This is a genomic window from Rhodanobacter soli, from assembly GCF_039523495.1.
GTDB lineage: Bacteria > Pseudomonadota > Gammaproteobacteria > Xanthomonadales > Rhodanobacteraceae > Rhodanobacter > Rhodanobacter soli.
Genome location: NZ_BAAAFK010000001.1, coordinates 1,778,505 through 1,790,706, shown reverse-complemented (window position 1 = coordinate 1,790,706; position 12,202 = coordinate 1,778,505). Strand labels below are relative to the sequence as shown.

Genomic DNA, 12,202 nt, shown 5'->3' with positions numbered 1-12,202 from the left:
AAAGGCCGCTTGCGCGGCCTTTTTCACGGCGTCGACAGACTGGACTCAGCGCTGACGAGCCTTGAAACGCGGGTTGCTCTTGCAGATCACGAACACCTTGCCGCGACGGCGCACAATCTTGCAGTCGCGATGCCGCGCCTTGGCGGACTTCAAAGAGTTAAGCACCTTCACGGCCAGCTCCTGACACTAAACGAAAATGTAAGCACGCAAGTGTAACGACTCCATCGGCTTGTCACAAGCCCGGTGCGACGGCCGTATCCGCCACCGTGGCCAGGAATTGCTGCAGGACCGGGGAATGGTCATCGGCCCGACAGGCCACGGCCAGCAGCAGGTGGGCATCGGGATCTTCCAGCGGCACATAACAGACCCCGGCCAGGCGCACAGTGCGCATGCTGGCCGGTACCAGGGCCAACCCCAAGCCGGCCGCAACCAGGGCGAGCAGGCCGTTGATCTGTTGTGCGTGCTGGGTGATCGATGGCTGGAAACCCGCCCGCGTCGCCAGTTCCACCAGCCGGTCGTAGAGCGTGGCGGCCAGTTCGCGCGGTTGCGACACGAAGGCATCGCCGGCCACTTCGGCCAGGCGCAAGCTGTCGCGGCCGGCCATCGGATGACCGGCGGGCAGGGCGAGCAACAGGGGTTCACGGTCGATCACGCTGAATCGCAAGCCGCGGGCATCCTGCGCGTGCACCGGTTCGTCGCGGACAAAACCGACGTCGATCTGGCCGGCAAGCAAGGCGGCGAACTGCGGTTCGGTATACATCTCGCTGAGTTGCAGGCGCACGTTGGGCGCGATCTGGCCAAAACGCAGCAAGGCCTGCGGCATGGCCGGGTGGAACGAGACCGAAACGGTATAGGCCAATCGCAGCTGGCCGCTGTAGCCCGCCGCGGCAGCCACGACCTGGCTGCGTGCCTCGTCGACCTGGGCGAGGATCTGCCGGGCCTGCTCCAGGAAAATCCGGCCTGGCTCAGTCAGCGCCACGCTGCGCTTGGTGCGCTCCAGCAGGCGTACGCCCAGATCCTGTTCCAGTGACTGGATTTGTTGCGACAGCGGTGGTTGGGAAAGGTGCAGGCGCAACGCCGCCCGGGTGAAGCTGAGCTCCTCGGCGACGGCAACGAAATAGCGCAACTGGCGAAGATCAAACATATAGCAATTTCGAATTAATGTGGCGCTAAATATATATTAGATACTTTATTACGTCGATCATAAAATCACTCTCGTCCCGCCACTTCCCCTCCCCCCTAGTGGCGGCGGCCCTCGCCCCGCAGCGACGCTAAATACGACATCTGGTTCAACTCCCCCCCTGAACCCATGTCGATGCGTCTCCCCTGCGGGGCGCTTTCTTTTCCACGACCGACACCGCCGCCTGACGGCAGCGATGTCGGTGTGCCAGGACTAGATGTTGCTGGCCAGTCGAGTGCCTTGGGCAATGGCACGTTTGGCATCCAGTTCAGCAGCCACATCGGCGCCACCGATCACGTGCACCTTCATGCCGGCCGCGATCAGTTCGTCGGCCAGCCGGCGGTTCGGTTCCTGGCCGGCACAGACCACCACGTTGTCAACCGGCAGAACCTGCGACTTGTCGTCGACAGTGACGTGCAGGCCCTGGTCGTCGAAACGTTCGTAGCCGACCTTGCCCAGCATGGTTACCCGCTTGGCCTTGAGCGTGGCCCGGTGCACCCAGCCGGTGGTCTTGTTGAGCCGTGCGCCGGGGCGGCCTTCGCTGCGCTGGAGCACCCACACCTGCCGCGCCGGCGCTTCCGGCTGCGGCGGCTGCAGACCACTGCGTTGCCGCAGTTGCATGTCCACGCCCCATTCGCGGGTCCAGCGAGTCACGTCAGTGGTGGGCGAGGGAGCGTGTTCGACCAGGAACTCGGCCACGTCGAAGCCGATGCCACCAGCACCAATGATCGCCACCCTGGCGCCCACCGGCCGATGCCGGGCCAGCACGTCGAGATAGCTCAGCACGCGCGGATCGTCGCTGCCCGGGAAGTTCACCTGACGCGGCGTGATGCCGGTGGCGATCACGACCTCGTCATAGCCGCCGGCGTGCAGCGAGGCGGCATCCGCGACCTGCCCAAGCTGAACGTCGACGCCGGTGTCCATCAGTCGATGACGGTAATAGCGCAGCGTTTCGTGGAACTCTTCCTTGCCCGGGATCTGCTTGGCGTAGTTGAACTGGCCACCGATCTCGCTGGCCTGATCGATCAGGGTCACAGCATGGCCGCGCTCGCCCAGCGTACAGGCACAGGCCATGCCGGCCGGGCCCGCACCGATCACGGCGACGCGCTTGCGCACGCTGGCCGGCTCGATCTTCAGCTCGGTCTCGTGACAGGCCTGCGGGTTGACCAGGCAACTGGCGCGCCGGTTCTGGAATACGTGGTCGAGGCAGGCCTGATTGCAGGCGATGCAGGTGTTGATGCGCTCGCTGCGGCCGGCCTTGGCCTTGTTCGCCCAAGCCGGGTCCGCCAGCAACGGGCGCGCCATCGAGACCATGTCGGCTTCGCCGCCAGCAAGGATGCGTTCGGCCACGTCCGGCATGTTGATCCGGTTGGTGGCGACCAGCGGAATCGCCACTTCGCCCTTGAGCTTTTGCGTGACCCAGGCGAAGCCGCCACGCGGCACGCTGGTGACGATCGTCGGAATGCGCGCCTCATGCCAGCCGATGCCGGTGTTGATGATGCTGGCGCCGGCCGCCTCGATCGCCCTGGCCAGGCTCGCGATCTCGCTCCAGTCCTGGCCGCCTTCGACCAGGTCGAGCATCGACAGCCGGTAGATGATGATGAAGTCGCGGCCCACGGCCTCGCGCGTGCGGCGCACGATCTCGATCGGAAAACGCATGCGCCGGGCCGCGTTGCCGCCCCAGGCATCGCTGCGCCGGTTGGTGCGGGCGGCGATGAATTCGTTGATCAGGTAGCCTTCCGAGCCCATCACCTCGACGCCGTCGTAGCCGGCGTCCCGCGCCAGCCTCGCGCTATGCACGAAGTCGCCGATGGTGCGCTCCACACCGCGTGCGGACAGCGCCCGCGGCGTGAACGGGGTGATCGGCGACCTGATCTTCGACGGCGCCACCGACAGCGGGTGATAGCCGTAGCGGCCGGCGTGCAGGATCTGCATGCAGATGCGCCCGCCCTCGGCATGCACGGCGCCGGTCAGCTTGCGATGGCGCGGCTTGTGCCAGGGCATGGTGAGCCGCCCACCAAAGGGTTTCAGCCAGCCTTCGATGCTGGGCGAGATGCCGCCGGTGACCATCAGGCCCACGCCGCCGCGAGCGCGTTCGGCGAAATACGCGGCCAGCTTGTCGTAGTCGCTGGCCTTGTCCTCCAGCCCGGTGTGCATCGAGCCCATCAGGATGCGATTGGGCAGGGTGACGTGGCCCAGATCGAGCGGGGCGAACAGGTTCGGATAATTCATGCGATCCACACGAGACTCAAACGATCGTATGAATGTGCCGGTGTTCGGTATCCGAAAGCAAGCGCCGCATGCGCGCGGCGGCCGGGTCAGGCCAGCAGCTGGTGCACCAGCGCGACGTAGCGGCGCATGGCTTCCTCTTCGGGGACGCCGTTCAACTGCGCCCAGGCCTCGTGCTTGGCGGTGCCGACGAAGTCGAAGAAGCCGGGCTGGGTGCGCTTGAGGTCGCCCTCCGAACCCTGCTTGTAGAGCGCGTAGAGCTTCAGCAAGGTGTCGTTGTCGGGGCGTTTGGCCAATCGCTGGATGTCCTTGGCAGCCTGGTCGAACTCACGGCGAAGATCGGTCATAAGGCAGGTCGGACATGGCTTGCGGACAAGGAGACCGGCTAGATAGCACGCGTCCCTGGTGGGGTCAACGCGGTAAACTCCCCGCTTTCGCCATTCAGCCAGGATCTTGTCATGAGCCATGCTCTCGCCGCTCCCGTACTTACCATCGACGGGCCGTCGGGATCGGGCAAGGGCACCATCAGCGCGCTGGTGGCCGAACGGCTGGGTTGGCGGCTGCTGGATTCCGGCGCGCTGTACCGCGCCGTGGGCTACGCCGCGGGCATGGCCGGGCTGGACCTGTCGGACGTCGAGGCGGTGACCCGCTGTGCGCAGGGCACGAAGATCCATTTTCGCGCGGCCAGCGACGGCGGCGAGACCAGGGTAATCGTCAATGGACACGACGCCACCGACGAGTTGCGCACCGAAACCGCCGGTGCGGCGGCCTCGGCGATCGCCTCGATGCCGCCGGTACGTGAAGCCCTGGTGGCGTTGCAGCTGGGCTTCCGCAAGGCGCCCGGCTTGGTCGCCGACGGGCGCGACATGGGCACGGTGATCTTTCCGGATGCGGGGTACAAGGTTTTCCTCACCGCAAGCGCCGCCGAGCGGGCGAAAAGGCGCTATAAGCAGTTGAAGGAAAAGGGCCTCAGCGTTACACTTGCCGGCCTTCAGCGAGAAATTGAGGCGCGCGACAGCCGCGATGCATCGCGGGCGGTTGCACCGCTCAGGCCTGCCGAAGATGCCGTGCTGGTGGACACCACCGGGATGGGCATCGACGAGGTCGTCGCGAAAGTACTTGCCGTCGTGCAGTCCTGATCGGACCGCGCGGCGGTTTCTGTGCCCCTGCGCAGGCAGGGGGTTTTGGCCAACGGTGACGACGGTCGGTTCTGCGGAACCACCCGAAAACACCCTCAACCGGTGGACCGGAAAGTTCGTGCGCAACACCCAACCAAGGCGCAACGAATCACGGTCTTTTCCCACTATGGAATCAACATGACTGAAAGTTTTGCCGAACTGTTTGAACAGAGCCAACAGGCTATCTCCAAGCTGAAGCCCGGCGCCATCGTCACCGGCATCGTTGTGGAAATCCGCAATGACGTCGTCGTGATCAATGCCGGCCTGAAGAGCGAAGGCATCGTCCCGATCGAGCAGTTCAAGAGCGAGGACGGCGTGCTGGAGGTGCAGGTAGGCGACGAGGTGAAGGTAGCCCTCGAAGCTTTGGAAGACGGTTTCGGCGAGACCAAGCTGTCGCGCGAGAAGGCCAAACGCTCGATGGTGTGGGACGACCTGGAACAGGCGTTCGACAAGGAAGAGACCATCGTCGGCATGATTTCCGGCAAGGTCAAGGGCGGTTTCACCGTCGACATCAAGGACGTCCGCGCATTCCTGCCGGGCTCGCTGGTCGATGTGCGCCCGGTACGCGACCCGGTCTACCTCGAGGGCAAGGAACTCGAGTTCAAGATCATCAAGCTGGACCGCAAGCGCAACAACGTGGTGGTCAGCCGCCGCGCCGTCGTCGAGACCGAGTTCTCCGAGGAGCGCGAGAAGCTGCTTGAGCGTCTGACCGAAGGCGCCGTGGTCAAGGGCACCGTCAAGAATCTCACCGACTACGGCGCGTTCGTGGACCTGGGTGGCATCGACGGCCTGCTGCACATCACCGACATGGCGTGGAAGCGCGTGCGTCACCCGTCCGAAGTCGTCAACGTCGGCGACGAGCTGGACGTGCGCGTGCTGAAGTACGACAAGGAGCGCAACCGCGTTTCGCTGGGCTTGAAGCAGCTGGGCGACGACCCGTGGGTCGCCATTGCCCGCCGTTACCCTGTCGGCAGCCGTCTGTTCGGCAAGGTTTCCAACGTTACCGATTACGGCTGCTTCGTCGAGATCGAGCCGGGCGTGGAAGGCCTGGTGCACGTGTCCGAGATGGACTGGACCAACAAGAACGTCAACCCGGCCAAGGTGGTTCAGGTCGGTGACGAGACCGAAGTCACCGTGCTGGACGTGGACGAGGAGCGTCGCCGCATCTCGCTGGGCATCAAGCAGACGCGTTCCAATCCGTGGGAAGCGTTCGCTGCGATGCACAAGAAGGGCGACAAGGTCTCCGGCCAGATCAAGTCGATCACCGACTTCGGCGTGTTCATCGGCCTGGATGGCGGCATCGATGGTCTGGTGCACCTGTCCGACATCTCCTGGCAGATGTCCGGCGAAGATCTGGTTCGCAACTTCAAGAAGGGCGACGAGATCGAGGCCGTGGTGCTGGCAGTGGACCCGGAGCGCGAGCGCATCAGCCTCGGCATCAAGCAGATGGAGCAGGATCCGTTCGGCCAGTTCATGGCGGCGAATCCGCGCGGCAGCATCGTCAACGGCACCGTCAAGGAAGTCGATGCGAAGGGCGCCGTGATCGACCTGGGCGAGGGCGTGGAGGGCTACCTGCGTGCCAACGACATCGCCAAGGAGCGCATCGAGGATGCCACGCTGCATCTGAAGGTGGGCGACAAGGTCGAGGCCAAGTTCACCGGCATGGATCGCAAGGGTCGCCAGCTGGCGCTCTCGATTCGCGCGAAGGACGAGGAAGATGTGCCCGATACGTCGGTGGATTACTCGTCCGCTGCCAGCGGCACGACCAAGCTTGGTGCGCTGCTCAAAGAGCAGTTCAACAAGGCCGACTGATCACCTGCATCAGCCTGACGCGGGGCGGCATATCGCCGCCCCGCTGTTTCATGTCACGGACATTGGGGCCCATGACTAAATCCGAATTGATCGAGGCGCTCGCCAGACGCCAGACCCATCTTGCGTTTGCCGATGTCGAGATGGCCGTGAAGAGCGTCATCGAGCAGATGAGCCATGCCCTGGCTCATGGCGAACGCATCGAAGTGCGTGGTTTCGGCAGCTTCGCGCTGCACTACCGACCGCCGCGCATGGGGCGCAACCCCAAGACGGGTGAAGCCGTGGCGCTGCCCGGCAAGCACGTCCCGCACTTCAAGCCGGGCAAGGAATTGCGCGAACGCGTCAACCAGGACCTGGAGCAGACCACCGCCTGACAAGTCGGTCGACATGCAGGAAAGCTGATCGAAGGCAGGCGACGCAAGTTGTCCTGCCTTTTTGTTGCGCGCCGTTCGCGATGGCCGCAGGGCCGTCATGAATCATTGCCACATGAACCGTCTGCGCTGCCTGTGCCTGTCACGAGCAATCGGGTAAAGTCTCGGCCATGCGACTGCTCGCCATCATCGTCCTCATGATCTTCATCGCTGCCGGCGTCGTGCTGGGCGCGCTCAATGCCGATCTGGTCGGCTACGACCTTGCGTTTGCCCAGGTGCAATTGCCCAAGGGCGCTGCGTTGCTGGTCGCCCTGGTGATCGGCTGGCTGCTGGGCGGGCTCACCGCCTGGCTGGGCGTAAGCGCACGCCAGCGCCGCCGTCAACCGCGTGCGGACAAGAAGCTGCCGGCCAAGCCATGAACCTCCTGTATGTGCTGGTTCCGCTGGTACCAGCCGCGTTTGTCCTGGGCTGGTGGGCCTCCCGCCAGATTGGCGCGCGCCGCTCCGGCGCCGAAGTCAGCGAACTGTCCTCGGACTACTTCCGCGGCTTGAACTACCTGCTCAACGAGGAGCAGGACAAGGCGATCGAGGTCTTCCTCAAGCTGGCCGAATACAACCGCGACACGGTCGAGACACACTTGGCGCTGGGCAATCTGTTCCGCCGCCGCGGCGAGGTGGACCGGGCGATCCGGTTGCACCAGCACCTGGTCTCGCGGCCGGGCCTGACCGACGCGATGAAGACGGTGGCCTTGCTGGAACTGGGCGAGGACTACATGCGCGCCGGGCTGCTGGATCGTGCCGAGGCGCTTTTTTCCGACCTGGTGGCGATGGATGCGCATGCGCCGTCAGCATTGCGTCACCTGATTGCGATCTACCAGCACGAACGCGATTGGCACAAGGCGATCGAACATGCGCGCCGGCTGGAGGTGATGACCGGCGAAAACGAAGCGCCGATGATTGCCCAGTTCTATTGCGAACTAGCCGACCGCTCGCGCCAGCACGGTGCTCGCGCCGAAGCGCGCGACTACCTGCGCCAGGCGTTCGAATGCCAACCCGACTGCGTACGCGCCTTCATGCTGACCGGCCGCCTGCAATCCGAAGACGGCCAGCACGCCGAAGCGGTGACGGCCTACGAGGCGGCGATCAAGGCCGATATTGCGTTCACCCCGGATATCCTGCCGCCGCTGCTGAACAGCTACGCCCGTTCGCAGCAGATGGAACGCGCCGAAGGTTTCCTGCACGACATGCTGGGGCGTTATCACGGCGTCTCGCCGGTGCTGGCGTTGACTCATCTGTACCGGCAGCGCGACGGCGAGCGGGCGGCCATCGATTTCCTGACGGCGCAGTTGCGCCAGCGTCCGTCGGTACGCGGGCTGATGGCGCTGATCGACGCCACCATGGACAAGATCGAGGGTGAGGCGCGCGAGAACTTCCTGATCCTGCGCGATCTGACCCGCAAGCTGCTGGAGGGCCAGGCGATGTATCGCTGCAGCCGTTGCGGCTTCGGTGCCAAGGCACATCACTGGCAATGCCCCAGCTGCAAGAGCTGGAGTACGATCCGACCGATCCACGGCGTCGCCAGCGAGTGAGCGGAGCATGTATCTGACCATGGGATGGTTGCTGGCCAGCTTGTCGATCACCTTGCTGCTGGCGCGCGGCGCGATCGGCTATGCGCACCGGCGCGGCATGCTGGACCAGCCCGGACAGCGCCGCTCGCACCGCCTGCCGACCCCACGCGGCGGCGGCATCGGCATCGTCGTGGCGATGCTGGTCTGCCTGCCTGGCGTACTGTCGGGCTTGCCGGCGGCATGGCCGGCAAGCGTGGTTGCAGGTCTATTCGCCGCGCTCCTGCTGGTGGCGCTGGCTGGCTGGTGGGACGATCACCACTCGTTGCCGATACTGCCGCGGCTGGCTGCCCAACTGCTCGCGGTCGGCCTGTTTTCGCTGAGCCTGCTGGCCACCGGCTTGTCATGGTGGTGGCTGCCGCTGTTGTTGATCGGCGGCGCCTGGAGCATCAACCTGCACAATTTCATGGACGGCATCGACGGCTTGCTGGCACAGCAGGCGATCTTCGTCGGCGCAGGCCTGGCCTTGCTCGCATGGGCGGCGGAACAGCCCGCGCTGGCCATGGCGGCGGCGGTCCTTGCCGCATCGGCGCTGGGGTTCTGGTGGTTCAACCGGCCACCGGCACGGATTTTCATGGGCGATGTCGGCAGTGGCAGCGTCGGCCTGCTGATCTTTGCATTCAGCGCGATGCTATGGCGCGTCGAGCATGCCCTGCTATGGCCCGCACTGATCCTGTCGTCGACGTTCGTGGTCGATGCCAGCCTGACCTTGCTGACCCGCATGTGGCGTGGACGGCGCTGGTACACTGCACACCGCGAACACCTGTACCAGTGGCTGGTGCGCCGCGGGGGAACGCATGCACGAACAGGTGCCGCCTATCTGGGCTGGAACCTGCTGATCGCGGCGCCGTTGGCCTGGTTGGCGTGGAGTCATCTGCAAATGGCGCTGCCGATTACCATAACCGTCTATCTTGGAGCGGCAGTCGCATGGCTGGCGCTGAAACGTCGCTGTCTGCGACGCCATCTGCCCAGGACACCCCATGTCGCTGCGTAAGCTTGTCGGCTTCATCCATCCGCGTATCGCCGTCGTGCTGCACGATCTGGCCATGGCCGTGCTCGCCTGGTGGATCGCCAAACTGCTGCGTTACACGCTGAGGCCGGATGAGCTGGTCAGCTTCCAGCCGCTGGAGTTTCCGATCGTGCTGCTGGTTCAGGGGCTGATCTTCCGCTGGACCGGGCTGTACAAGAGCGTCTGGCGTTTCGCCAGCCTGCCGGACCTGTGGAACATCGTGCGTGCCGTGGCGATCGGCTCGTTGCTCATCGGCCTATCGCTATTCCTGTACGACCGGCTGGAGGGCGTGCCGCGTGCGGTACTGGTGCTCTATCCGCTGCTGCTCGCCATGCTGCTCGGTGGCCCGCGGCTGGCCTACCGCTACTGGAAGGACGGCCGCAACGATCTGCTGCAGAACCAGGTCGCGAAGCGGGTTCTGATCGTCGGTGCGGATCGCGCCGGCGAAGTGCTCGCGCGCGACCTGCATCGCGACAACCGCTACGCCGTGGTCGGCTTCGTCGACGACAAGCCCAGCCTGCGCGGCGCCAGCATCAACGGCCATCCGGTACTGGGACGCTTCGACCAATTGCCCGAGGTCGCCCGTGAAGTGGCGGTCGACATGCTGCTGATCGCGCTGCCGGGCGCGTCGACGGCCGAGATGCGGCGGGTGGTATCGCTGTGCGACGCCACCGACCGGCCGTATCGGACGGTGCCGCGGCTCGAGGACGTGGTGGCCGGCCGTGCCCAGTTCAACCAGATCAAGGAAGTGGCTATCGAGGACCTGCTCGGCCGTGACGCGGTGGAGCTGGACTGGACCGCGATCCGCGAAACCCTCAGCGGGCGCCGCGTGCTGATCACCGGTGGCGGTGGTTCGATCGGCTCGGAACTGTGCCGGCAGGTTGCACGGCTCGGTGCACAATCGCTCACGGTGGTCGAACAGAGCGAATACAACCTGTACCGGATCAGCCAGGAACTGCGTGCGGATTTCCCCGAACTGATCCTTGACGGCATCCTCGCCAACTGCGGCGACCAGGCCGCCATGCAGAAGGCGTTCACGGATACGCAGCCGCAGGTGGTGTTCCATGCTGCGGCCTACAAGCACGTGCCGATGCTGCAGGGGCAACTGCGCGCGGCGTTCCGCAACAACGTGCTGGGCACGCGTACGGTGGCCGATGTGGCCCGAGAAGTCGGGGTCGAGTGCTTCGTGCTGATCTCCACCGACAAGGCGGTCAACCCGACCAGCGTGATGGGTGCGTGCAAGCGTGTCGCCGAGATCTACTGCCAGAACCTCGACGCACACGCCGAAACCCGTTTCATGACGGTGCGCTTCGGCAACGTGCTGGATTCGGCCGGCTCGGTGGTGCCGCTGTTCCGCCGGCAGATCCGCGAAGGTGGTCCGGTCACCGTGACGCACCCGGAAATATCGCGCTACTTCATGACGATCCCCGAAGCCTGCCAGCTGATCCTGCAGACCGCGAGCATCGGCAAGGGCGGTGAAATCTTCGCGCTCGACATGGGCGAGCCGGTGAAGATCCGCGACCTCGCCGAGCAGATGATCCGCCTCGCCGGAAAGAAACCCGGCAGCGAGATCCCGATCGTGTACACCGGACTGCGCGCGGGCGAAAAGCTGTTCGAGGAGCTGTTCCATCCGCTGGAGAACTACAGCGCCACCACGCACGCCAAGATCTTCCTGGCGCAACATCGCGAAGTATCGTGGGAGTTGCTGCAAGCTCTGCTGCACAAGGCTGCCGAGGCGGCCGACGTTTTCAATGAGGAAGAACTTCGACGCTGCGTGTCCAGTCTGCTGCCTTCGTTCCGCTGGAGCGAATCGGCACAGCCGGACAACGTGGTGTCGATCCGTCGCGCCAACCCGGAGATCAATGAGTGAGCAAGCCCCTGCGCAAAGTGGTGTTTCCCGTGGCTGGACTCGGCACGCGCTTCCTGCCGGCAACCAAGGTGGTCGCCAAGGAGATGCTGCCGGTTCTCGACAAGCCGCTGATCCAGTACGCCGTCGACGAGGCGGTGGATGCCGGGGCCGACACTCTGATCTTCGTCACCAACCGCTACAAGCACGCCATCGCCGACTACTTCGACAAGGCCTACGAGCTGGAGTCGAAGCTGCACGAGAAGGGCAAGGCCGAACTGCTGGCCCTGGTGCAGGGCACCTTGCCGCGGCACGTGCGGGCGATCTTCGTTACCCAGCCCGAGGCGCTCGGCTTGGGCCATGCGGTGCTGTGCGCCAAGCCCGTAGTCGGCGACGAGCCGTTCGGCGTAATCCTGCCGGATGACCTGATCTGGAACGGCCAGATGGGAGCAGGCACTGGCAAGGGCGCACTGCGGCAGATGGCCGAGCTCGCCGATGCGCAGCAGGCCGGCGTGATCGCGGTGGAGGAAGTGCCGCACACCGACACCGACAAGTACGGCATCGTCGATGCCACACCGGTTGACGACCGCAGCGCCCTGATCCGCCACATGGTCGAGAAACCCAAGCCGGCCGACGCGCCGTCGAACCTGGCCGTGGTCGGGCGTTACGTGTTGCCTGGCCGCATCTTCCAACTGCTGGAACAGACCACGCCGGGCGCCGGTGGCGAGATCCAGCTCACCGACGCGATCGAGGCATTGCTGAGAGAACAGGGCAAGGTGCTTGCGTACCGCTTCGAAGGCACCCGTTTCGACTGCGGCAACAAGGCCGGCCTGGTGCGCGCCACCATGCACATGGCCATGCAGGACCCGAAGCTTGCGCCCACCGTGCGCGCGTTCCTCAGCCAGCTTTGAATCACGCTCGCGTCAACGCCCGGACTTGAGGGATATGCTTGCCCG

12 protein-coding genes are annotated in these 12,202 nt (G+C 64.9%); 8 read left to right on the top strand and 4 right to left on the bottom strand.

Annotated features, from left to right (window positions below; translation table 11 throughout):
- Nucleotides 1–45 precede the first annotated feature (45 nt).
- From ykgO to ABD024_RS08110, 4 genes are all read right to left on the bottom strand, one after another.
- A complete protein-coding gene (gene ykgO / locus ABD024_RS08125) occupies nucleotides 46–171 on the bottom strand; it encodes a type B 50S ribosomal protein L36 (RefSeq protein ID WP_007080705.1) in 126 nt (41 codons plus the stop codon).
- Nucleotides 172–232: 61 nt separating this feature from the next.
- Complete coding sequence (locus tag ABD024_RS08120) at nucleotides 233–1,144, bottom strand: LysR substrate-binding domain-containing protein (protein ID WP_343851441.1); 912 nt, start codon at nucleotides 1,142–1,144, stop codon at nucleotides 233–235.
- A 249-nt stretch (nucleotides 1,145–1,393) separates the two neighbouring features.
- Nucleotides 1,394–3,412 (bottom strand): oxidoreductase, encoded by a 2,019-nt coding sequence (locus tag ABD024_RS08115; RefSeq protein WP_343851439.1) that lies wholly within the window; start codon nucleotides 3,410–3,412, stop codon nucleotides 1,394–1,396.
- An 86-nt stretch (nucleotides 3,413–3,498) separates the two neighbouring features.
- Nucleotides 3,499–3,756 carry an acyl-CoA-binding protein gene (locus ABD024_RS08110; protein ID WP_343851437.1) on the bottom strand — a complete coding sequence of 86 codons (258 nt, stop codon included), beginning with the start codon at nucleotides 3,754–3,756 and terminating at the stop codon, nucleotides 3,499–3,501.
- 111 nt (nucleotides 3,757–3,867) lie between these two features.
- On the opposite strand from ABD024_RS08110, the gene cmk reads away from it, so the two are divergent.
- The 8 genes from cmk (at nucleotide 3,868) to galU (ending at nucleotide 12,157) form a co-directional block, all read left to right on the top strand.
- Nucleotides 3,868–4,548: a (d)CMP kinase gene (cmk, locus tag ABD024_RS08105; protein ID WP_343851435.1), complete on the top strand. Its 681-nt coding sequence runs from the start codon at nucleotides 3,868–3,870 to the stop codon at nucleotides 4,546–4,548.
- Between the two features lie 177 nt (nucleotides 4,549–4,725).
- On the top strand, nucleotides 4,726–6,399 hold the full coding sequence (rpsA, locus tag ABD024_RS08100; protein ID WP_343851433.1) for a 30S ribosomal protein S1: 1,674 nt from the start codon (nucleotides 4,726–4,728) through the stop codon (nucleotides 6,397–6,399).
- Nucleotides 6,400–6,470: 71 nt separating this feature from the next.
- The gene (locus tag ABD024_RS08095) at nucleotides 6,471–6,770 is read left to right on the top strand and encodes an integration host factor subunit beta (protein WP_343851431.1); all 300 of its coding nucleotides are present in this window, start codon (nucleotides 6,471–6,473) and stop codon (nucleotides 6,768–6,770) included.
- A gap of 167 nt (nucleotides 6,771–6,937) precedes the next feature.
- The gene (locus ABD024_RS08090) at nucleotides 6,938–7,186 is read left to right on the top strand and encodes a lipopolysaccharide assembly protein LapA domain-containing protein (protein ID WP_343851429.1); all 249 of its coding nucleotides are present in this window, start codon (nucleotides 6,938–6,940) and stop codon (nucleotides 7,184–7,186) included.
- Entirely contained in the window at nucleotides 7,183–8,355 is a 1,173-nt protein-coding gene (lapB, locus tag ABD024_RS08085) for a lipopolysaccharide assembly protein LapB (protein ID WP_343851427.1), read from the top strand. The genes ABD024_RS08090 and lapB overlap by 4 nt, the downstream gene beginning before the upstream one ends.
- Before the next feature lie 7 nt (nucleotides 8,356–8,362).
- Nucleotides 8,363–9,385, top strand: coding sequence for an MraY family glycosyltransferase (locus ABD024_RS08080; RefSeq protein WP_343851425.1), 1,023 nt, complete (start codon nucleotides 8,363–8,365; stop codon nucleotides 9,383–9,385).
- Nucleotides 9,372–11,270, top strand: coding sequence for a polysaccharide biosynthesis protein (locus tag ABD024_RS08075; RefSeq protein WP_343851423.1), 1,899 nt, complete (start codon nucleotides 9,372–9,374; stop codon nucleotides 11,268–11,270). The genes ABD024_RS08080 and ABD024_RS08075 overlap by 14 nt, the downstream gene beginning before the upstream one ends.
- Nucleotides 11,267–12,157 (top strand): UTP--glucose-1-phosphate uridylyltransferase GalU, encoded by an 891-nt coding sequence (gene galU / locus ABD024_RS08070; protein ID WP_343851421.1) that lies wholly within the window; start codon nucleotides 11,267–11,269, stop codon nucleotides 12,155–12,157. The genes ABD024_RS08075 and galU overlap by 4 nt, the downstream gene beginning before the upstream one ends.
- Nucleotides 12,158–12,202: the final 45 nt, after the last annotated feature.

Excerpts from the sequence above, each read along its gene's own strand:
- ABD024_RS08080 (WP_343851425.1), top strand. The coding sequence starts at position 8,363 with ATGTATCTGACCATGGGATGGTTGCTGGCCAGCTTGTCGATCACCTTG.
- ABD024_RS08095 (WP_343851431.1), top strand. The coding sequence starts at position 6,471 with ATGACTAAATCCGAATTGATCGAGGCGCTCGCCAGACGCCAGACCCAT.
- ABD024_RS08115 (WP_343851439.1), bottom strand. The coding sequence starts at position 3,412 with ATGAATTATCCGAACCTGTTCGCCCCGCTCGATCTGGGCCACGTCACC.
- ABD024_RS08120 (WP_343851441.1), bottom strand. The coding sequence starts at position 1,144 with ATGTTTGATCTTCGCCAGTTGCGCTATTTCGTTGCCGTCGCCGAGGAG.
- ABD024_RS08110 (WP_343851437.1), bottom strand. The coding sequence starts at position 3,756 with ATGACCGATCTTCGCCGTGAGTTCGACCAGGCTGCCAAGGACATCCAG.
- lapB (WP_343851427.1), top strand. The coding sequence starts at position 7,183 with ATGAACCTCCTGTATGTGCTGGTTCCGCTGGTACCAGCCGCGTTTGTC.
- ABD024_RS08090 (WP_343851429.1), top strand. The coding sequence starts at position 6,938 with ATGCGACTGCTCGCCATCATCGTCCTCATGATCTTCATCGCTGCCGGC.
- ABD024_RS08075 (WP_343851423.1), top strand. The coding sequence starts at position 9,372 with ATGTCGCTGCGTAAGCTTGTCGGCTTCATCCATCCGCGTATCGCCGTC.
- cmk (WP_343851435.1), top strand. The coding sequence starts at position 3,868 with ATGAGCCATGCTCTCGCCGCTCCCGTACTTACCATCGACGGGCCGTCG.
- rpsA (WP_343851433.1), top strand. The coding sequence starts at position 4,726 with ATGACTGAAAGTTTTGCCGAACTGTTTGAACAGAGCCAACAGGCTATC.